The organism is Prochlorococcus marinus str. SB, from assembly GCF_000760115.1.
Taxonomy (GTDB): Bacteria; Cyanobacteriota; Cyanobacteriia; order PCC-6307; family Cyanobiaceae; genus Prochlorococcus_A; species Prochlorococcus_A marinus_D.
The window spans coordinates 350,883-371,082 of the sequence record NZ_JNAS01000002.1; the positions used below are offsets into that span (position 1 = coordinate 350,883).

Sequence of the window (20,200 nt, forward strand, 5' to 3'; positions counted from 1 at the left end):
TCTTTGATATTTGAAAATTATTGTATATTTTGCAGTAATCCGCAAAGATAGGTACTTTTATATAGGAGAATAATAGAAATAATAAACAAAATGCTTCTAAATCTAACTGGCAAAAAAATTCTTGTTACGGGAATTGCCAACAATCGTTCAATAGCATGGGGTATCGCTCAACAACTTTCAAAAGCTGGCGCAGAACTTGGAATCACATATTTGCCTGATGATAAGGGAAGATTCGAGTCTAAAGTTAGAGAACTAACTGAACCTTTAAACCCATCGTTATTTTTGCCTCTTGATGTTCAAAATCCAGCTCAAATTGAAGAAATCTTTAAAAATATAAAAGACAATTGGGGCCATATTGACGGATTGGTTCACTGCCTAGCATTTGCAGGACGCGATGAATTAATTGGAGATTATAGTGCTACCACTTCAGAGGGTTTTGATAGGGCTCTTAATATAAGTGCTTATTCGTTAGCACCTTTATGTAAAGCAGCAAAACCACTTTTTAGTGATGGCGCAGGAGTTGTCTCATTAACTTATTTAGGTTCAGAAAGAGCGATTCCTAACTATAACGTGATGGGAGTTGCTAAAGCAGCTTTAGAAGCTTCAGTAAGATATCTTTCTGCTGAACTTGGTCCCGAAAAACAAGTCAGAGTTAACGCAATAAGTGCTGGGCCTATAAGAACACTTGCGAGTTCTGCTATAGGTGGCATTTTAGATATGATTCACAATGTTGAAGAAAAGGCTCCTTTACGCAGAACAGTCACTCAAACAGAAGTAGGTAATACAGCTGCTTTTTTATTAAGTGATCTCTCTAGCGGCATTTCAGGCCAAACAATTTATGTTGATGCGGGTTACTGCATTAATGGAATGTAAACAAAGTTTTTTGCATAAAAATGTCATCTCTAAGGCAATTTGAAATAAAAAGAAAAACGAATGAAACAGATATTTCTGTATTTATAAACTTAGATGGAAATGGAATTTCTGAGATTGATACCGGGATACCATTCTTAGATCATATGCTTCATCAAATATCCAGTCATGGTTTGTTCGATTTAAAAATAAAAGCAATTGGAGATACCCATATTGATGATCATCATACAAATGAAGATGTAGGAATCGCATTAGGCAAAGCATTTTCAAAAGCCTTGGGGGAAAGAAAAGGAATAAGCAGATTTGGACATTTCTTTGCTCCATTAGATGAAGCATTAGTTCAAGTCACTTTAGACTGCTCTGGTAGACCACATCTATCTTATGATCTTCAATTAAAAGCCCCTAGAATAGGAAATTATGATACTGAACTAGTAAGAGAGTTTTTTATTGCCTTTGTAAATAACAGCGGTATTACTCTGCATATTAATCAAATACGTGGCAGTAATTCACATCATATAGTTGAGGCGTGCTTTAAAGCATTTTCAAGAGCAATGAGAATGGCTACCGAAATAGATCAAAGAAGATCTGATTCAATTCCAAGCAGTAAAGGAATGCTGGAAAATCAATAAAATAGGAATTTTTTCGAATCATCCACAATTCAGTTGATTTTTGGAGAAGATAGATGAAGTGATTATTTTGTTGTGACTAATTTACAAGATAAAAAAATTGACAAATTTAAAATTTTTAATAAAGAAGATTGGTCAAGTGCTTATCAAAATGTAGAAAAGGAGTTAACTAAAGAACCTCTAACAATTAGCAAAGGTAATAATATTAAAAATTTAAATGGAACATTATTAAGAAATGGACCAGGAATATTAGAGAGAGGTGGACAATGGGTGCATCATCCATTTGATGGTGATGGAATGATAACATCCATAAAATTCGAAAATGGTCAGCCGTTCTTAACAAATAGATTTGTTAAAACTAAAGGCTATTTGGAAGAAGAAAAAATAGATAAATTTATTTATAGAGGTGTTTTTGGAACACAAAAAAAGGGAGGAATTTTAAATAATGCATTAGATCTAAAATTCAAGAATATCGCTAATACACATGTCATTAAATTAGGAGATGAAATTCTCGCATTATGGGAAGCAGCAGGTCCACATGCAATGGATCCTGATAGTCTTGACACTATTGGTTTAACAACATTAAAAGGTGTACTCAAGCCTAACGAAGCATTCAGTGCTCATCCCAAAACAGACCTAAACTCAAATGCATCTTCAGAACTTTTAGTTACTTTTGGAGTACAAACCGGGCCAAAAAGTACCATTAGATTAATGGAATTTGATAATACTGGTACAAATTCTGGAGAGCTAATTTTTGATCGAAAAGATACCTTTAATGGCTTTGCATTCCTTCATGATTTCGCAATCACAACTAATTGGGCAATATTTTTACAGAATGCTATTGATTTCAATCCTCTTCCATTTGTGATGGGTCAAAGAGGTGCAGCACAATGTTTAAAGTCAAACCCAAATAAAAAGGCAAAGTTTTTTATCATCCCCAGAGAAAGTGGATTATTTAGGGGACAGCCTCCTTTAACAATAGATGCTCCAGAAGGATTCGTTTTTCATCATGTAAATGCATTTGAAAAAGATTCCAAAATCGTATTAGATAGTATTTTTTATGATGATTTCCCATCAGTTGGTCCAGACGAGAATTTTAGGGATATTGACTTTGAAAAATATCCAGAAGGAAAACTAAAAAGATCAATTATCGATCTAAAGACAAAAACTTGTGAACTTGAAACTTTCAGTGAACAATGTTGCGAATTTGCTGTTGTTAATCCTAAAAACTTAGGATTAAAAGCAACTTTTAGTTGGATGGCAAGCACATCTCAAAAGCTCGGGAACGCTCCACTTCAAGCGATAAAAAAAATAAATTTAACTTCTAAGGAAGAGATTTCTTGGTCAGCAGGGCCAAGTGGATTTGTTAGTGAACCAATTATGGTTCCATCAGAAAACTCTTCAACAGAAGATGAGGGATTTTTATTTATACTTATATGGAATGGAGAAAGAAGAGGAAGCGATTTAGTGATATTAGACGCAAAAGACTTAAAAGAATTAGCTGTTTATGAATTACCCATTTCAATCCCTCATGGCCTTCATGGATCTTGGGTTAATTGAATTTATGAAAAAATTTCAATTAAATCTGGAATAATTTTTTTTAATGCTTTACCTCTATGACTACAAGAGTCTTTAATATCATTATTCATTTCTGCGAAAGTTAATCTGGTAGAACTCTCCTCAAAAATTGGGTCATACCCAAAACCACTTTTTCCTCTGGGGTTCAAAATTATATTGCCATGACATTTGGCCTCAGATTCAATAATCACTTCACCATTTGGGGAACAAACACAAATATTAGCAATAAAGAAAGCACTTCTATTTTGAACACCATCAAGTTCTCTTAAAACTCGTTCAATTCTCTTCTGATCATTTTCTGCATATCTAGATGAGTAAATGCCAGGCTTACCACCTAGTGCTTCAATACAAATTCCTGAATCATCTGCTATTGAAAAATTATTCGTTTTTCTCGAAACTTCACTCGCTTTTTTAATTGCATTATCTCTAAATGTCAGTCCATCCTCTTCAACTTCTAATGATTCTGGCTGGAGTAACAATTTACAATTAACTCCAGCAAGCAATTTCTTATATTCTTCAATTTTACCTTTATTCTTACTCGCTAAATATAAATTTTTCATCATTATTTTCCTGCCAAATTTATAAATTCTTGACCCCACTCTAATACCTCAATTAGATAAGATTCTTTTGGTGCTTCACAATATAACCTTAAAAGAGGTTCCGTTCCTGAAAACCTAAAAAGAAGCCAAAAATTATTATCAATTCTCAACTTTATTCCATCGATTTTTGAGATACTTTTTAACTTGTGATTATTAACATTCTCAGGAATATTATCTAGGATAAATTCTTTTACATTATTTTTTTCTGACTGATTTGGAAATTTAATATCAATTCTTTTATAAAAACTTGGCCCAAAATCTTCTTGAATTTCATCTAAGGTTTCACATAAATATTGAGATTTTTCAGCAATTCCATTTAATAAAACCATCGCTGCATATAGAGCATCTCTTTCAGGCATAAAGTCACCAAAACCAACTCCCCCAGATTCCTCTCCTCCAATAAATATTTTTTCTTTAATCATTTTTTCAGCAATATATTTAAAGCCAACTGGAAGTTCAAAAACATCTCTATTTTGACTCTCTGATATATTTTTAATAATATCTGAACCACTAACAGTCTTTAAAACTGGATAAGAATTATTTTTAATTTCGCCTAAATAGCTAATAAAGTATGGGAGTAAATCTTGAGTACTAGAGTATCTTCCTTTTTCATCAATTGCCGCAATTCTATCACCATCACCATCAAATATAATTCCTAAAGTTTTCACTTCATTTGTTGAATTTTTCACTAGTGTTTGTTTTAGATCATCTGCATAATTCAAAAGAGGTTCAGGAGGTTTTCCTCCAAAAAAAGGATCAGCATCTTTCCTGATTTCTGAAATAACTTCTAAATCATTAGAAGCAAAAATCTCAGCCATACAATTTGCAGCTGAACCATGCATAGAATCTACAAAAATTCTCAATTTCATTTTTTTTAATCTCTTGGAAATATAATCAATATCAAAAAGGGATTTAATTCTATCTAAGTGAAATTTCTTAATATCTACTAATTGATTAATACCATCTATTTTTTCAATTGAATTTCCAAGCATTAATCTTTTTTCAACTTCACTTGTAAAAGATTCGTCAACAGAACATCCATTAAAGCTCTTTATTTTCAGACCTAGCCAATTATATGGATTATGACTTGCTGTAATTACTAACGCTCCAAGACAACCGACTTCTTTGGCAAAGAAACTACAAGAGGGTGTTGTAACAAAGCTATCAGATAAGATCGGTTCGAAACCACATCCTCTGACAAAAGGCACTATTTGCTTGGCGAATTCACAAGCCATAAATCTACGATCATATCCAATAATAATTTTCTTTGAATTAACTTCTTTATAGTATTGATAATTCAACTCCTGACATGCAGCGACGACAACTCTTGAAAGATTTGACAGGTTAAAGTCAAAACCAATAATTCCTCTCCAACCATCAGTTCCAAATTTTATCTTATCTAATTGATCAGCTCTCAAATTTCCTTGATTTCTTTTAATTATCTATACTAATTTATATGAGTAAATTTTAAAACCTCCCTTAAAAAATAATTTGAATTCTCTTCATTTAAAAAGTTTTACAAGATGCAAAAGAAAGGCATGGCTAGATTTTAAGGGTAAAAAATCTTATGAAGTTTGGTCTCCCCATAAAGCTATAGATAAAATTAATCAGTTCCAAATTTTCTTTGAATTTTGTAATGGTGAAATATATACAGGATTAAAAGCCTGTGAAAATGGTTATCAAGGGGTAATTGGATTAAAAATCAAAGGGAATCTTTTCCAAAATATTAACGCAGAGATACTTCCACAATTTCTTTTAAAGACTAAAGGTAAGAGTAAATGGGGACAATATAAATATTTACCTGCTGTTTATAAGTTAGGCCACAAAACAACTAAAGAACATTTATTTGACTTAGCTTTTTGTTCTATGCTTTTGGAATCTTTTCAAGAATCTAAAATTGAGAAAGGATTAGTAATTTCAACTTTTTATAAAAAAGTTAAAGTTGAAGAAATTTATTTAAATAAAAAATTAAGAAAAAAAGTTTTAGATGTTTTATTAAATTTGAATGAATGCTTGGAGGGATCCATACCAGAAATAACTCAAGATAGAAAAAAATGTACTATTTGTTCCTGGCAAAAATTTTGTGACAAAGAAGCAAAAGAAAAAGGATATCTAACAGATATAGATGGAATAGGGTCCAAAACGGCCTCGTTACTCAAAGCAAACGGAATAACTAATACCCAAATATTAGCTTCGTATAGCGAAAAACAACTTGGAGAGAAATTATCTAAATTTAAAGATCAGAAGTATGAAAAAGCATCCATATTTGTAAAGCAAGCACAAGCATATATTTCAGGAGAACCATATTTCATTTCTAATAAAAATAATACGGAAGATCTATTAGAGAAAATATGTTCGGGATTTTATATATTTGATATTGAGTCAAATCCAGATGAAAAGCATGATTTTTTATATGGATTTTTAAAAGTAGATAATTTGTCTATTAAAAAAGAAAATCTTATTTATGAACCAATCTTAAATCTTAAAAATAATAAAGGAGAATCTTACGGGCAAATTATTGAAATACTTTTTTCACGCAAGGAATGGCCAGTTTTGCATTACGGAGAAACTGAAAAAATATCAATAATTAATATTGCTAAAGAACTAAATTTTAGTTTTGAAGAAATTGATTCACTTTCCTCGAGATTTATTGATTTACATACCTTAATAAGAAAGTCTTGTATATTACCACTAAAAAACTATGGCTTAAAAACTGTTTCTAATTGGCTTGGATTTGAATGGGCGCAGAAAAATGTAAGTGGCTCGAAAGCACTTTATTGGTGGATTCAATATCAAATTACAGAAAACCAAATATTTTTAAAGAAAATTATCCAATATAACAAAGATGATTGTTTTGCTACTCTACAAATTGCAGAATATTTAATCAAAAATCGATTAAAGAAAAATTGATCCTACAGATTTATTTATAATAATTTTTCCAAAAATTTCTGAAAAAAAATAACTTTCTTCCTCTAAATATTTTCTTTTTATCATAGCTAAACCTTTTATTGCACAATCTGATTTAAAAAAACTAGTGATTTTGCCTACAGAAATATCCTTGGCAGAATTTAAATATAAATTTTTATCTTCTAAATCTAAATTCAAATTAGATCCAATTGATTTCCAAATTCTTATTTCCTGTTTTAAAGAAGAAACATTTTTTATTTTTGACATTGTTTCTTGTCCTAAATAACAACCTTTATTAAAATCTATAAGATCTTGGAATCCAAGCTCAAGAGGATTATTTTTTCCGTTTATTTCCATTTCTAATGAGGGTATTGCCTGATTAATCTTCCAAAGTTTTAAATCATTGGGATTTAGTAAATTTAGTTTATTTTTATATATTTCAAATTCTTCATCTTCTGTTTTGAAGAAAATTGGCTGATAAGTTCTCCATGAATTAGATTCATCAATTTCCTGAATTCTATTTATCCAGAAAGGTTTACTAAGAAGTACATCGTCCGCTGGGAAAATAATTTGATTAAAGTAATCAATTATTTCATTAGTATTACCCGCCAAGATGATTACTTCTAAGCTTCTTTCTAAAAAAATAATTTCAATTAATGACCTTAGAACTCCATTTGGAGTTAACCAACAAGTTTTGATAATTTTATTTTCTGAATTAAGAATATTACCAGTGGTAATTCCATTCAAAAATTTTCTGGCATCTTTTCCGGAAACAGAAAAACAGTCAAATTTTTCAAGCCAAAACTTTTTTTTTTCTTGCATTTTTTAAATAATTATAAAAAGTCTTTTATTGTAAAAAGACTCTTTAATTTAACATTTTCATCTTCAAGGGCTTCTAATCCCCCTTCTTGCCTATCAACAATAGACAAAACCTCCTCAACAACATAATTATTTTCGCGCAACTTTTTTATAGCTTTTATAACTGAACCAGCAGTTGTAACGACATCCTCTAAGACAGTTACCAAAGTTCCTTCTTCTAATGTAGGGCCCTCTATTCCAGCTTTGGTACCGTATTTTTTGATTTCTTTCCGAATTATTAAACCATCAAGGTCTTGGCCATGCAAAGCTGCTTTAACAATTAATCCACTTACTATAGGGTCTGCGCCTAATGTCAATCCTGCTACAGCTTTTGACCTTGAGTCCTTTAACTCTAAAAATAAATCACTTATTAAGTTTAAGCCTGCGCCATTTAATGAAACTGGTTTACAATTCAAGTAATGACTGCTTTTTTTTCCTGAAGATAAAGTGAAGTTTCCTTTCTTGTAAGATTTTTCAATTAACTGTTTTAACAATTTTGCTTTATTTAAATCATACTTAGCCGAAAATTTGCCCATTAGTAAAAGTTAAATTTATATTTAAAGATTAGAAGAAAAAAAAGAAATCTCACAAAAACTTCCTAATGAGGTGTTTTTTGAAATATTATTTTTATATTGTATATTGAAATTCAATGTAATTAAAATTACATAAATTCCCTTGGGGGTGTAGCAATCTGGTGAATGCACCAAACTCATAATTTGGCTAAGGCGAGTTCGATCCTCGCCACCCCCATTATTCATTTGTCATTGAATGAAAATAACTCTACTTTTATTTCTTTTATTCTTACCAGCTTTTTTCGCAGCGAGTGAACTCTCTTTTTTATTAATAAGGCCAAGTAAGGTTTTAAGGTTAATAGAAGAAAAAAAGAAAGGAGCATTTTCAATTTTAAAAATTCAAAAACGCTTTAGATCTTCACTAATTGCTTCTCAATTTGGAGTAACAATTTCATTAATTGCAATTGGATGGCTCAGCAATAACCTGGCTAATGATTATTGGAAAAGCAATATTTTATCAAATAGATTTTATGATCTTCTATTATTTTTATTTGTTGTTTTAGTTGTTACTCTTGTTTCTGGACTAATCCCAAAAGCTTTAGTAATTAACAATCCAGAATCTGCTGCACTAAGGTTAACCACAATATTTGACGCCGTAAGAAAAGCCATGAATCCTATAGTGAAAACAATAGAATTCTTTGCTAGTGCCTGTTTAGGCTTGTTCAATTTAAATAACAAATGGGATTCTTTAAACTCGGGTTTATCTGCTGGAGAATTAGAAACTCTTATAGAAACAGATAACGTAACAGGTTTAAAACCTGATGAGAAGAATATTCTTGAAGGAGTTTTTGCTTTAAAAGATACACAGGTTAAAGAAGTGATGATTCCAAGATCTGAAATGGTAACTTTGCCAAAAAATATAACCTTTTCAGAACTTATGAAACAAGTCGATAAAACTCGCCATGCTCGCTTCTTTGTGATTGATGAGTCTTTAGATGATGTATTAGGTGTTATAGATTTGCGTTATCTAGCTAAGCCAATATCAAAAGGTGAAATGGAAGCCGATACATTACTAGAGCCATTCCTTTTACCAGTAACAAAAATAATAGAAACATGTTCACTAGCAGAAATATTTCCAATAGTAAGAGACTACAATCCGTTCTTACTAGTAGTTGATGAACACGGTGGGACAGAGGGACTTATAACTGCAGCTGATCTAAATGGCGAAATAGTTGGAGAGGAAATGCTCAATAATAGAATTTATTCAGATATGAGAATGTTAGATAATTTCTCTAAAAAATGGTCAATAGCTGGAAAATCAGAAATCATAGATATCAATAAAAAGTTAGGATGTTCTATTCCAGAAGGTGCAGACTATCATACCCTTGCTGGATTTCTGCTAGAAAAATTTCAAATGGTTCCAAAGATTGGCGATGTTTTAGATTTTAGTAACATTAAATTTGAAGTTATTTCTATGTCAGGACCAAAAATTGATCGTGTTAAAATTATTCTTCCCAAAAGCTAAATGTGGCTTCCTATAGAGGATAATGATAATTAATATATGGATTTGAAATTATGCAGCCAACCTCATCACCAGTAAAGGTTGGAGTCATAGGTATAGGGAATATGGGTTGGCATCATGCCCGAGTACTAAGTTTGCTCAAAGATGCAAATCTCATTGGCGTTGCAGATCCAAATGAAGAGAGAGGCAAATTAGCTATTGACCAATTTCAATGTGAATGGTTCAAAGACTATAAAGACTTAATTCCAAAAGTTGATGCTATCTGTATCGCTGTCCCAACACTACTTCATCAAAAAGTAGGACTAGATTGTCTTAATGGAGGTACTAACGTTCTCATTGAAAAACCAATTGCAGCTAATGAGTTAGAAGCAAAATCTTTAATAGAGGCTGCTAATGCAAGTAACTGTCTATTACAAGTTGGGCATATTGAAAGATTTAATCCTGCTTTTAGAGAATTAAATAAAATAGTTCATAATGAAGAAATTGTTGTTTTAGAAGCAAGAAGACATAGTCCTCATGCGGATAGAGCAAATGATGTATCTGTAGTAATGGATTTAATGATCCATGACATTGATCTAATTTTAGAACTCGTCAACTCCAAAATACAAAAATTAGCGGCAGTTGGAGGCAGAAATAGTGAAGGATTAATAGATTATGTCAATGCTACTTTGGTTTTTAAAAATAAAGTTATTGCAAGTTTGACTGCCAGTAAAATGAGTCACAAAAAAATTAGGAGTTTAAGTGCTCACTGCCAAAATGGACTAGTAGAAACTGATTTTTTAAATCACTCTCTTCAAATCCATAGAAAGTCTCATGAATCATACACTGCAGAACATGGAGAATTAGTTTATAGAAATGACGGATATGTTGAAGAAGTTAGCACAACCTCCATTGAGCCTCTTTATGCGGAATTGGAGCATTTTCTTAAGTGCGTTCAGGGCAAAGAAATACCTGAGGTGGATGGTGAGCAAGCCTCAAGAGCATTAAAAATTGCTGATTTTATAGAGAATGCAGTAGAAAATTCAGGAGATGCGATTTTACTTGAAAATCCAGTCTAATACTAACAATCTAAACTAAAAGAATTTTATTTAAATCCAACAGCAGCTTGCCAAACAAACACTAATAAAAAGAAAAATAAAGGAATCAGTGGAAGAACATCAACGGTTGGAGCAAAGGCCTTATAAGCCTCAGGCAATTCAGCGAATGTATTAAATAGAATGAGCACCTTTTTAATAATTTAATTAATTATGATAAGACGTTACCACGTATGGTGAGCAATAGAGGATGTTTTCCAAGGAGCGAAATCATTTGTAAAACAATTATCTCTAATTGCAGTAGAAATTGCATTGGTAAATCTTATTAAGTGAGCAATATTATGCAAACTTGTTAGAGTCAGGCCTAATATTTCGTCATTTCTAATTAGATGATGCAAATATGCTCGAGAATAGGATTTACAGGTTTCGCATTTACAAGTTTTGTCAATCGGAGAAAAGTCATTTTTAAATCGAGCATTTCGCAAATTCAATCTTTCATCATTAAAAAATGCAGTCCCATGTCTCCCTAGTCTTGTAGGCAAAACACAGTCAAATATATCGAATCCATTAGCAACAGCTAGAGAAATTTCTTTTAAGGAGCCAATTCCCATTAAGTATCTTGGTTTATTTATTGGTAAGAATTTCGGGACGTAATTAATTACACTATGTATTTCTTCGACTGCCTCGCCAACACTTACACCTCCCACTGCTATTCCAGGAAGATCAAAAGAACTTGTATATTTTGCACTGTATTCTCTCAATCTAGGATACTTTCCACCTTGAACTATACCGAATAATGCTTGATTGGATTTCTGATGAGTCTCAACACATTTTTGCAACCATGAATGAGTTCTTTGTAAAGAGTCCTCAATATCATTTTCGTTAGCTGTATGCGGAGGACAATGATCAAAAGCCATCGCAACATCCGATCCAAGATCCATTTGAATCTGTATTACTTTTTCAGGTGATAAAAAAACATGACTACCATCTCTTGGATTTTTAAATTCCACGCCTTTATCAGAAATATTATTTAATTTGGCCAAACTAAAAACTTGATATCCTCCTGAATCAGTAAGAATAGGCTTCGGCCAATTCATGAACTTATGTATTCCGCCAGATTCTTTAACTAGTTTTTCTCCAGGTTGTAAATGAAGATGAAAGGTATTTGAAAGAATCATTTCTGATCCTGTAGAGGTTAACTGCTTAGATGAAATTCCTTTAACCGTTGCCAAAGTACCCACAGGCATAAATTTTGGTGTGTTTACCTGACCATTTGGTGTATGAAATATACCAGTTCTTGCCGCTGTATTACTGCAATTCGATGTAATTTCAAATTCAAACACGATAATTTATAAAATTTTTTGATCCTTTTTCATTAATTTACCCTATTATTTAATATTGAATCTATTTTTATCTCATCAAAAAATATTTAATAAAAAATTTGGCAGGATCTTGGATTTTCTATACAACATTTCCAAAGATACCTTTAATTAATCCCGAATTTAAAAATATTGCACAATTTGCCCCGCCTTTAGGTTTTTTGATTGGAACAATACAGAGTTATATTTTTCTTTTTTTAACAACAAACTCTTGGTCAATTTATGCATCTGCATTAATTTGTTTGGCTTCAGGATATTTAATTACTGGTGGTCTACATATTGATGGTTTAATGGATACTTTCGATGGTATTTTTGCGGGTAAAAAGAAACGTTTAAAAGCCATGAAAGACAGTAAAGTTGGTTCCTTTGGCGTTCAAGCTTTAGTTTTTATAACTTTAATTCAAATTGCTTGCATACTGAAAATTCAAAACCTAGTAATTTTTGTTTTACCTATATGCTTATTTTGGGGAAGATTTTCAAATTTATTTTTTATAGAAAAGTTTAAATATATGAGTTATAAGAAAAAATCTGTTAGTCACAAAAAGTTTTGGAATGGATTTAAAAAAGAATCTTTGATCTCCATTATTTTTCTTTTGATTTTCATTGCATACCAATTTGTTTCAATTACATCCCAAGCAATATTAATTAAATTTTTAATTCTTATTTTGATTGGTATTTTTCTAAGTTATTGTATCCCAAACATACTGGGTAATAAAATTGGAGGCTTTAACGGAGATGCCTGCGGTGCAAGTGTTGTTTTAGTTGAAACTGCAATGTTATTTATGCATGCAATTCTTTTATAGGTAGTTCTAAATAAAAAATATTTTTCTTCTTAAGACTTTTTGATTTCTCAGTATTAACTACCGAGTTATTTTCCAGCAATCTCAAATCTCCTCCAATTTGTTTTGCTAATTTCCTCGCTAAGAAAAGTCCCACGCCAGTGCCGTCCTTCTTTTTCGCAGCAGATCCTCTAAAACCTTTTTCAAAAATTTTCTCGTTTTCATTTTTGGTTATTTTTTTACCATCATCAAATATACAAAGTCCATTACTCGTAATTGCGAGCCCAATTTCAGCATCTTTTTGGGCATATTTAAACGCATTTTCTAATAGATTTGCCACAATTTCAGCAATTACAGCATATTTTGCCTTTAATGGCGAAATAGTCCAATCTGGCCAAAGAGAAGGTTCAGTCCAATCTCTATTCTCTAAGTCCGCATTAGCTTTACCCCTTTCTAATATTGGCCTTAATAAACTCTGAACAGTTATTACCTTTTTATTATCTAAATTTGGTGGTAATAATAATCTTTCCTCTCCAATTTCCAGAGGAAGTTGAATAGGTGAATTTAATTGAGCAAAAGAATCCATATATTGATTAATTTGTTTTTGCTCTATTATCATGCGTTCGACTATTTCAATAGAATCATCATCTGAACCAAGTCTTTTTATTAATAATTTTGCGTATGTTCTAATAGCAGCTAATGGATTCCTTAATTGATGAATTATGACATTGACCTGATTTTTTAAATAATTGACTTCTTCATTTTTATTTTGACGTTCTAATTCGATTGAGACACATTTAGCTAAAGATATTGATAGAGCTTTTAATCTAGAGTCGAGAGATACTGGCCAATTCCCCCCTTTCAAATCAGTTTCTACCCGAAGTACACCAAGTAGAATATCGTTTTCTTGTAGCGGGTACCATCTTCTATTAGGCGATGAAACCTTTAGTGAAGGATCATCTTCTATTGAAGTAAGTAGCCGATCAATTTGCGGCCATTGACCAATCATTTCAAAAGATGCTTTAGTTCCTTGCTTAGCTGAAGCAAGATACATAACTAAATTAGTCACGCCCATTGAGCAACCAAAACTCTCTAGCTGTTTTAAAATTAATTCTTCAAATTTTTTTGAAAGATTCATGATTAATGAAATATTGAGAAATTTTTTTAAAAAAAACTTGAAAAAGGGCTTGTAAAATATGAAAAAAGTATTAAGATATATAAAGAGGTCTGACTTTAGCCAGCCTTAAATATGAATATTTAATCATATTTTAAGCTACATCAGGGGTTGATGGGTCCTCTATGTAATTTGAAGTGAATTTAAAATCACATATATAAGATTAGTAAAAATAAATAAGACTAATCTGATTAATAATTTCAGGAGTACCAATCAATGTCAAAAAAAAGAAAAAGAATCAGCAGGAGAAGATTGGCTGGCCAAAGAGTAATGGCACATGTACCTATCTATCATATCGAAACCGGCAAACATAAACCAGTTACAGCAGCAAGAAGATTCATAGCTGAAAATGGTCTCTCTGCGCCTTCAGTTTTTAATGTAAGAAGAAATGAACACACCACCGATAGATTTTTTTGGGGTGAAAAAGGATTATTTAGCGCCCAATATGCTGAAGAAAATCATTTTCTATTTCCATCACTAAAAGTTGTAGTTGAAGGAATTGGTGAAGAAAAAATATTTGAGGGTCTAGAATTGACTGCAGATGATTGGGAAGAGATTGAAGAATATGAATACGCTTTTGTTTAAAAAATATTACATATATTTGAACTTATAAAATTAATTAAATTTGAATCAATTTGATGAAATCCATCAAATTCTAATAATTCACAAAATTTAGAAGACTTACTTTTTACCTTTTCATAAATAGTCCTAGAGGCATCTATAGGCACAACGTCATCAAATAAACCATGACTAATGATTAATGGCGAGAATTTTTCTCCTGGGGACCAGTTAGGGTGAGGATAACCACTACAAGCAACAATTAATCCAAAATTTAACTTAAATCCCGCATCAATTGCCATCGCCGCCCCCTGAGAGAACCCCAACAAAATTGTTTTTCTTAGTGGAATCTTATCAGTATCAAAATTTTTTAATGTAACTAAAAGTTTATTTACTTCAACCTCAGCTCCATTCCAATCATGTGGATATAATCCATACCACTGTCTTCCCTGACCGCTTGGGTGTAATCCAGGAGCCCTCAAAGAAATTACCTCAAAATCAAGATTTATTTTTTCAGTCATCTCCTTTCCAAATGTTAAAAGGTCATCTGAATCAGCTCCCCAACCATGCATCAAAATAATTCTATGAGTTGCAGTTTGAGAGCTAATCGAGACAAATTCATGATTGATAGCATATTTCATGTTTATATTCTTAAGTAAGTAAACTTTCCCATAATGTCTCCATTAGCTTTAGTAAGTGTCTCTGATAAAAAAAATATAATCCCATTTTGTAAGGAATTGGTAGAGCAATTTAATTATAAAATTTTATCAAGCGGAGGCACTGCCAAACATCTTATAGAGGCTAAAATTCCAGTTATTAAAGTTGCTGATTTTACTAATTCTCCAGAAATTCTTGGGGGAAGAGTTAAAACTTTACATCCAAAAATACACGGGGGAATATTAGCTAAAAGAACTGATGAGGAACATAAAAAAGATATAGAAGCTAACAATCTTGAATTAATAGACTTAGTAGTTGTAAATTTATATCCTTTTAAAAAAACTATAGATCAGGGAGCTAAATGGGAAGATGCTATTGAAAATATCGATATAGGAGGGCCATCTATGATTCGTTCTGCTGCTAAAAATCATAAAGATGTCTCCGTTTTAGTAGATCCTAGTCAGTATCAAAATTTTCTTGAAGAAAGTAAAAAAGGTGAATTGAAAGACTCATATAAAGCAAAATTAGCCCTTGAAGCTTTTCAACATACAGCAGACTATGATACTGCAATTTCTAATTGGATAAGAAAAGAAAGAGATTTACAATCTTCCAAATATATTGAATCTTATCCACTAATCAGAACCTTAAGATATGGGGAGAATCCACATCAAAAAGCTTTCTGGTATGGCTTAAGTAACATTGGATGGAACTCAGCAGAACAATTACAAGGAAAAGACTTAAGTTATAACAATCTATTAGATCTAGAGTCGGCACTTTCAACAGTTTTAGAATTTGGCTACACAGAAAAAAATGAACTTACAAACAACATCTTTGCCTCTGTTATTTTAAAACACAATAATCCTTGTGGTGCCTCTATAAGTAATTCAGCTTCCAAAGCATTTTTGAATGCTTTGGAATGCGACTCAGTTAGTGCATTTGGAGGAATAGTTGCTTTTAATTCAAATGTTGATAGTGAGACCGCAATTCACCTCAAAGATATTTTCTTAGAGTGTGTCGTCGCTCCATCTTTTGATAAGGAAGCTTTAGAAATTTTAAAAGCTAAAAAGAATTTAAGAATTTTAAAGTTTTCAAAAGATCAACTTCCAAAAAAGAATCAAAATTCTACTAAATCAATAATGGGAGGATTACTAGTTCAAGATACTGATGATAGTGAAGAAAAAACTGAAAATTGGATTTCAGTAACTTATAAAAATCCTAGTAATCAAACTAACTTAGATCTAAATTTTGCATGGAAAATTTGTAAACACGTGAAATCTAATGCCATTGTTATTGCAAAAGACCAAAAAACTATTGGAATTGGAGCTGGACAAATGAATAGAGTTGGAGCAGCAAAAATCGCATTAGAAGCAGCTGGAAAATTATGTTCTGATGCTGTCTTGGCTAGCGATGGGTTTTTCCCATTTGCAGATACTGTAGAACTTGCAAATAAATATGGAATAAAAGCTATTATTCAACCTGGAGGAAGTCTAAGAGACCAAGAAAGTATTGATATGTGTAATTTAAAAGGAATTTCAATGGTATTTACCCAAAAAAGGCACTTTTTACATTGAATTATGTTGATTTTGGATAATATGTAATCTTGTTAGTTTTTCTGAATAAAGATAGCCTGCCTGGGCCTGCACATAGAAAGTAGAGGGAAATAGCCCCGTATATAAAAGATAATTCGAAAGCATAATTATGACTTTCAACCACAGCCAGAGGAAAACCTTCTAGTCCAGTATCAAGGAGATGAAAATAAACTGCAAATGCCATTGTGGAGAATAGACCAAGAGAAGAAAGCCTCGCAAAGATCCCTAAAGCCAATCCTATCGGGCATACCAGTTGAGTAATTGCCGCTCCAAAAGTCCAAATAACAGGATCACCAGGCAAAAATGGGAAATACTTTCCAACTACAAACTCAGCAAAACCCTGCGGATCCTGAAGTTTTTCTAGGCCATGATGAATCATCAAAGCACAAAAACCTATTCTTAAAACAAAAATCGATAGTTCTCCAAGGATATTTACTTCTGACCCTGAAGATGAATTGGCAACTACGACTTCAACTTTTTGAGGAGCCTTAGTTCTATTCATACTTGCAGTTTGAACCTGATTAGTTTGTGCTTTGTCTTCCATACTTCAATATTTTTTCATTATTCTAGTTAATAAAGTAGATCTTTTGGAATTATCTGACTAATAAATTTAGAAAACTAAGCAAATTTATAAATGAATAACAAATTCAGGAAGCAATTTCAATTAACTTTTCAATAACATCTGCAACAACCTTATCAGGAGTGGATGCACCTGAGGTAATCCCAACATTAATTTCCCCATGAGGTAGAAAATTTTTTTTAAGTTCTAATTCTGATCCTAGTGGTTTATGAAATATTGAGTTTTCTTTAACTGAAATCCTCTCTGGCGTATCAATGTGAAAAGAAGATATATTTTTATTAATTGCTATTTCTTGTAGATGAGTGGTATTAGAAGAATTAAAGCCTCCAATAACTACTAAAATATCAAGGTCTTCATCAACCAAAGAGAACATTGCATCTTGCCTTTCTTCTGTTGCATCGCAAATAGTATTAAAAGCTAAAAAGTGACTATTTAAGTTTTCTGGTCCAAATTTCTTTAACATCGTCCTTTCAAAAACCTTGCCAATTTCCTCAGTCTCGCTTTTTAGCATAGTTGTCTGATTTGCAACTCCTACTCTATCTAAATCTTTATCAGGATCAAATCCATTAGAAAAAGCTTTAGCAAATTTGTTCATAAATTCATTTCTATTACCTCTTCCCAGAATATATTCAGAAACGTAGTTCGCTTCTTCTAGATCAAGTACAACTAAATACTTACCTGCGAATGAACTTGTAGCGAGAGTCTCTTCATGTTTAAATTTTCCGTGAATAATAGATGTGAAAACATGTTTTTTATGTTTTTCAACTGTATGCCAAACCTTAGAAACCCATGGACAAGTTGTATCAATTATATGACAACCTTTCTCATGCAAGAGTTTCATTTCTTGAACAGTAGCTCCGAAAGCTGGAAGTATAACAACATCCCCATTAGAAACTAAAGAAAAATCTTTAATTCCATTTTTAGCTGAGATGAATTTTACATTCATTTTTCTTAAATGATCATTCACAGAGGGATTATGAATTATTTCGTTTGTTATCCAAATATTCTCATTTGGGTAATGTCTCCTAGTTTCATAAGCCATGGCAACAGCTCTTTCGACTCCCCAACAGAAACCGAAGGCTTGGGCTAACTTAATATTTAGTCTGCCTTTAGTGTAAGTAAAACCATTATCCCTTATAGAACTTATTAAATCACTTTGGTAAGCTTCTTCTAACGCTTGAGCTCTTTTTGTTGGAGAATCGAAACCCCTTCTATTGTATCTATCAGAATGATGAAGGGATCTTCTAAAAGCTTGAGTATCCATCTTTTTATATTACAACGTTTTAAATAATTTTTCGTAAAAAAAAAGAAACCTGACATAAGTCAGGTTTCTTAAATCAATTTTTAGTAAGATTATTTAGCAGATGCAAAGTCTGGATATGCTTCCATTCCATGCTCTCCTATATCTAAACCTTGAGTCTCTTCCTCTTCAGATACTCGGATTCCTCCGAATAATCCTCCAATTACAGACCAAGCAATCCAGCAAGTAACTAGTGTCCAAATAGCATAGGCTGCTGCACCAAGAGCTTGAACTAGAAGAAGGGTAATACCTCCACCATTGAACAACCCCATACCTGCTCCATCGCCTTGTACTGCTGTTCCCCAAAGACCGATAACTACAGTACCCCATACACCACAAACTCCGTGAACGGAGAATGCACCTACAGGATCATCGATCTCAGCGGCATCAAGTGCTGCAACAGAAAATACAACGATTATTCCACCAACTAGTCCTGCGAACCAGGCTCCAGCGAGTGTCATATCACCACAACCAGCAGTGATACTAACCAAACCTGCAAGGATTCCGTTAATTATCATTGTAAGATCAGGCTTACCAGAAGTTAATGTTGAAACAATAGTTGCACCGATAGCGCCAGCTGCTGCTGCTAAAGTAGTTGTTACAGCAACATATGGAACCCATTGATCCATAGCAAGTTGAGAACCGGGGTTAAAACCGTACCAACCTATCCATAGAACTAATGCACCTAGAGTAGCTATAGCCATATTGTGTCCAGGCATAGCCTGTGGCTTCCCGTCAGAGTATTTGCCAATTCTTGGTCCAAGAAGCATAGCTCCTACAAGACCTGCCCATGCTCCAACTGAGTGAACAATTGAAGAACCAGCAAAGTCTACAAACCCTAAAGAATCAAGCCAACCTCCATTCCATTTCCAGCTACCAGCAATTGGATATATAAATGCAGTTAATACAACAGCAAAAACAACAAATTCTCCAAATTTAACTCTTTCAGCAACAAGACCGGATACGATAGTTGCCGCAGTACCTGCGAATGCAGACTGGAACAAGAAATCAACAGTAGGGACTAATCCAGCATCAGCAACTGTTTCTGCTGTGACTGTTGGATCAAAAAATAGGCCCATAAAATATAGCCATCCTCCAGCAACGCTGTCTCCGTACATTAGTGAATAGCCGATAAACCAATAAGAGGTCACAGCTAGAGCGAATACGAAAAGGTTTTTAGCAAGAATGTTGACGGCGTTCTTAGAACGGCACATACCTGCTTCTACCATAGCGAAGCCGGCGTTCATGAAGATCACTAGAATAGTAGCGACCAATAGCCATAAATTATTGGCAAGAAAAGCTGCATTCAACTCAGGTAGATCGCCTGCATGAGCAGAAAGATTAAAAATACCTAAACCAAACAAAGCTACAGGGACAGTTGCAAGCCACAACATAGAGCGGTTTGAACTAAATCCTCGAATACTCCTCAAAAGGAGCATAGGTCCATTAACAAGACTTGCATCTTGTAATTTGGACCTAGAGCGCCTTTGAGGCGTTTGCAAAGCAGTGGTCATAAAAAAAAATTAGATCTGCAAAAAAACAGTTTGTGCTGTTTCCTTTCATATTCAATTTTGCTCAAAAAACTTATTAGTGTCTAGTAGTTGTTGTTACCAATTTTATAGTTGCGTCCCAAAACTATATCTGTTAAATTAAAAAATTTTTTTTTAAAGAGTTTCAA

At 32.6% G+C, this 20,200-nt stretch carries 20 protein-coding genes and 1 tRNA gene; 10 read left to right on the top strand and 11 right to left on the bottom strand.

Going from position 1 to position 20,200, the window contains the following annotated elements; all coding sequences use genetic code 11:
• Positions 1-90 precede the first annotated feature (90 nt).
• The 3 genes from fabI to EV02_RS04325 all read left to right on the top strand — a co-directional run bounded on the left by fabI (position 91) and on the right by EV02_RS04325 (position 3,056).
• Positions 91-873: an enoyl-ACP reductase FabI gene (gene fabI, locus EV02_RS04335; protein ID WP_032519623.1), complete on the top strand. Its 783-nt coding sequence runs from the start codon at positions 91-93 to the stop codon at positions 871-873.
• Positions 874-893: 20 nt separating this feature from the next.
• Complete coding sequence (hisB, locus tag EV02_RS04330; RefSeq protein ID WP_032519624.1) at positions 894-1,499, top strand: imidazoleglycerol-phosphate dehydratase HisB; 606 nt, start codon at positions 894-896, stop codon at positions 1,497-1,499.
• 72 nt (positions 1,500-1,571) lie between these two features.
• The gene (locus EV02_RS04325) at positions 1,572-3,056 is read left to right on the top strand and encodes a carotenoid oxygenase family protein (protein ID WP_032519625.1); all 1,485 of its coding nucleotides are present in this window, start codon (positions 1,572-1,574) and stop codon (positions 3,054-3,056) included.
• A gap of 2 nt (positions 3,057-3,058) precedes the next feature.
• Here the strand turns inward: EV02_RS04325 and rdgB are convergent, their stop codons facing one another.
• Both rdgB and EV02_RS04315 read right to left on the bottom strand, forming a co-directional pair.
• On the bottom strand, positions 3,059-3,634 hold the full coding sequence (gene rdgB, locus EV02_RS04320) for an RdgB/HAM1 family non-canonical purine NTP pyrophosphatase (RefSeq protein ID WP_032520467.1): 576 nt from the start codon (positions 3,632-3,634) through the stop codon (positions 3,059-3,061).
• Positions 3,635-3,636: 2 nt separating this feature from the next.
• Entirely contained in the window at positions 3,637-5,091 is a 1,455-nt protein-coding gene (locus EV02_RS04315; RefSeq protein WP_032519626.1) for a phosphoglucomutase/phosphomannomutase family protein, read from the bottom strand.
• Between the two features lie 73 nt (positions 5,092-5,164).
• Between EV02_RS04315 and EV02_RS04310 the strand changes: the two genes are divergently transcribed.
• Positions 5,165-6,583 carry a TM0106 family RecB-like putative nuclease gene (locus EV02_RS04310; protein ID WP_032519627.1) on the top strand — a complete coding sequence of 473 codons (1,419 nt, stop codon included), beginning with the start codon at positions 5,165-5,167 and terminating at the stop codon, positions 6,581-6,583.
• Here the strand turns inward: EV02_RS04310 and EV02_RS04305 are convergent.
• On the bottom strand, positions 6,569-7,402 hold the full coding sequence (locus EV02_RS04305) for a folate-binding protein YgfZ (RefSeq protein WP_032519628.1): 834 nt from the start codon (positions 7,400-7,402) through the stop codon (positions 6,569-6,571). The genes EV02_RS04310 and EV02_RS04305 overlap by 15 nt on opposite strands.
• Positions 7,403-7,413: 11 nt before the next feature.
• Positions 7,414-7,974: an orotate phosphoribosyltransferase gene (gene pyrE, locus EV02_RS04300; RefSeq protein ID WP_032519629.1), complete on the bottom strand. Its 561-nt coding sequence runs from the start codon at positions 7,972-7,974 to the stop codon at positions 7,414-7,416.
• 141 nt (positions 7,975-8,115) lie between these two features.
• Between pyrE and EV02_RS0108765 the strand changes: the two genes are divergently transcribed.
• The 3 genes from EV02_RS0108765 to EV02_RS04290 all read left to right on the top strand — a co-directional run bounded on the left by EV02_RS0108765 (position 8,116) and on the right by EV02_RS04290 (position 10,530).
• Positions 8,116-8,188 (top strand) — tRNA-Ile (locus tag EV02_RS0108765).
• An 18-nt stretch (positions 8,189-8,206) separates the two neighbouring features.
• Positions 8,207-9,475, top strand: a complete 1,269-nt coding sequence (locus EV02_RS04295) for a hemolysin family protein (protein WP_032519630.1) — start codon at positions 8,207-8,209, stop codon at positions 9,473-9,475.
• Between the two features lie 50 nt (positions 9,476-9,525).
• Complete coding sequence (locus EV02_RS04290) at positions 9,526-10,530, top strand: Gfo/Idh/MocA family protein (protein ID WP_032519631.1); 1,005 nt, start codon at positions 9,526-9,528, stop codon at positions 10,528-10,530.
• A gap of 26 nt (positions 10,531-10,556) precedes the next feature.
• On the opposite strand, the gene EV02_RS04285 is transcribed toward EV02_RS04290, so the two are convergent.
• The gene (locus EV02_RS04285; RefSeq protein ID WP_011375837.1) at positions 10,557-10,697 is read right to left on the bottom strand and encodes a photosystem II reaction center protein K; all 141 of its coding nucleotides are present in this window, start codon (positions 10,695-10,697) and stop codon (positions 10,557-10,559) included.
• A gap of 33 nt (positions 10,698-10,730) precedes the next feature.
• The gene (gene tgt, locus EV02_RS04280) at positions 10,731-11,849 is read right to left on the bottom strand and encodes a tRNA guanosine(34) transglycosylase Tgt (RefSeq protein ID WP_032519632.1); all 1,119 of its coding nucleotides are present in this window, start codon (positions 11,847-11,849) and stop codon (positions 10,731-10,733) included.
• A gap of 98 nt (positions 11,850-11,947) precedes the next feature.
• Here tgt and EV02_RS04275 point away from each other — a divergent pair, with 98 nt between their 5' ends.
• Entirely contained in the window at positions 11,948-12,688 is a 741-nt protein-coding gene (locus EV02_RS04275; RefSeq protein ID WP_025890383.1) for an adenosylcobinamide-GDP ribazoletransferase, read from the top strand.
• Here EV02_RS04275 and EV02_RS04270 read toward each other — a convergent pair.
• Positions 12,666-13,802 (bottom strand): sensor histidine kinase, encoded by a 1,137-nt coding sequence (locus EV02_RS04270; protein WP_032519633.1) that lies wholly within the window; start codon positions 13,800-13,802, stop codon positions 12,666-12,668. The genes EV02_RS04275 and EV02_RS04270 overlap by 23 nt on opposite strands.
• 252 nt (positions 13,803-14,054) lie before the next feature.
• Between EV02_RS04270 and EV02_RS04265 the strand changes: the two genes are divergently transcribed.
• Positions 14,055-14,423 carry a DUF3155 domain-containing protein gene (locus tag EV02_RS04265; protein ID WP_011817760.1) on the top strand — a complete coding sequence of 123 codons (369 nt, stop codon included), beginning with the start codon at positions 14,055-14,057 and terminating at the stop codon, positions 14,421-14,423.
• Here EV02_RS04265 and EV02_RS04260 read toward each other — a convergent pair.
• Positions 14,420-15,037, bottom strand: coding sequence for an alpha/beta hydrolase (locus EV02_RS04260; RefSeq protein WP_032519634.1), 618 nt, complete (start codon positions 15,035-15,037; stop codon positions 14,420-14,422). The two genes, EV02_RS04265 and EV02_RS04260, sit on opposite strands and share 4 nt — an antisense overlap.
• A 33-nt stretch (positions 15,038-15,070) precedes the next feature.
• Between EV02_RS04260 and purH the strand changes: the two genes are divergently transcribed.
• A complete protein-coding gene (purH, locus tag EV02_RS04255; protein WP_032519635.1) occupies positions 15,071-16,624 on the top strand; it encodes a bifunctional phosphoribosylaminoimidazolecarboxamide formyltransferase/IMP cyclohydrolase in 1,554 nt (517 codons plus the stop codon).
• Between the two features lies 1 nt (position 16,625).
• Here purH and EV02_RS04250 read toward each other — a convergent pair whose 3' ends face one another.
• The 3 genes from EV02_RS04250 to EV02_RS04240 form a co-directional block, all read right to left on the bottom strand.
• Entirely contained in the window at positions 16,626-17,186 is a 561-nt protein-coding gene (locus EV02_RS04250; protein ID WP_032519636.1) for a DoxX family protein, read from the bottom strand.
• 103 nt (positions 17,187-17,289) lie between these two features.
• Positions 17,290-18,486, bottom strand: coding sequence for a 4-hydroxy-3-methylbut-2-enyl diphosphate reductase (locus EV02_RS04245; RefSeq protein WP_032519637.1), 1,197 nt, complete (start codon positions 18,484-18,486; stop codon positions 17,290-17,292).
• An 89-nt stretch (positions 18,487-18,575) separates the two neighbouring features.
• Positions 18,576-20,036, bottom strand: coding sequence for an ammonium transporter (locus tag EV02_RS04240; RefSeq protein WP_032519638.1), 1,461 nt, complete (start codon positions 20,034-20,036; stop codon positions 18,576-18,578).
• Positions 20,037-20,200: the final 164 nt, after the last annotated feature.

What these genes read in the sequence shown, in the direction of transcription:
- fabI (WP_032519623.1), top strand. Translation starts at nt 91, where the DNA reads ATGCTTCTAAATCTAACTGGCAAAAAAATTCTTGTTACGGGAATTGCC.
- hisB (WP_032519624.1), top strand. Translation starts at nt 894, where the DNA reads ATGTCATCTCTAAGGCAATTTGAAATAAAAAGAAAAACGAATGAAACA.
- rdgB (WP_032520467.1), bottom strand. Translation starts at nt 3,634, where the DNA reads ATGAAAAATTTATATTTAGCGAGTAAGAATAAAGGTAAAATTGAAGAA.
- EV02_RS04305 (WP_032519628.1), bottom strand. Translation starts at nt 7,402, where the DNA reads ATGCAAGAAAAAAAAAAGTTTTGGCTTGAAAAATTTGACTGTTTTTCT.
- pyrE (WP_032519629.1), bottom strand. Translation starts at nt 7,974, where the DNA reads ATGGGCAAATTTTCGGCTAAGTATGATTTAAATAAAGCAAAATTGTTA.
- EV02_RS04295 (WP_032519630.1), top strand. Translation starts at nt 8,207, where the DNA reads ATGAAAATAACTCTACTTTTATTTCTTTTATTCTTACCAGCTTTTTTC.
- EV02_RS04290 (WP_032519631.1), top strand. Translation starts at nt 9,526, where the DNA reads ATGCAGCCAACCTCATCACCAGTAAAGGTTGGAGTCATAGGTATAGGG.
- EV02_RS04270 (WP_032519633.1), bottom strand. Translation starts at nt 13,802, where the DNA reads ATGAATCTTTCAAAAAAATTTGAAGAATTAATTTTAAAACAGCTAGAG.
- EV02_RS04265 (WP_011817760.1), top strand. Translation starts at nt 14,055, where the DNA reads ATGTCAAAAAAAAGAAAAAGAATCAGCAGGAGAAGATTGGCTGGCCAA.
- EV02_RS04260 (WP_032519634.1), bottom strand. Translation starts at nt 15,037, where the DNA reads ATGAAATATGCTATCAATCATGAATTTGTCTCGATTAGCTCTCAAACT.
- purH (WP_032519635.1), top strand. Translation starts at nt 15,071, where the DNA reads ATGTCTCCATTAGCTTTAGTAAGTGTCTCTGATAAAAAAAATATAATC.
- EV02_RS04250 (WP_032519636.1), bottom strand. Translation starts at nt 17,186, where the DNA reads ATGGAAGACAAAGCACAAACTAATCAGGTTCAAACTGCAAGTATGAAT.
- EV02_RS04245 (WP_032519637.1), bottom strand. Translation starts at nt 18,486, where the DNA reads ATGGATACTCAAGCTTTTAGAAGATCCCTTCATCATTCTGATAGATAC.
- EV02_RS04240 (WP_032519638.1), bottom strand. Translation starts at nt 20,036, where the DNA reads ATGACCACTGCTTTGCAAACGCCTCAAAGGCGCTCTAGGTCCAAATTA.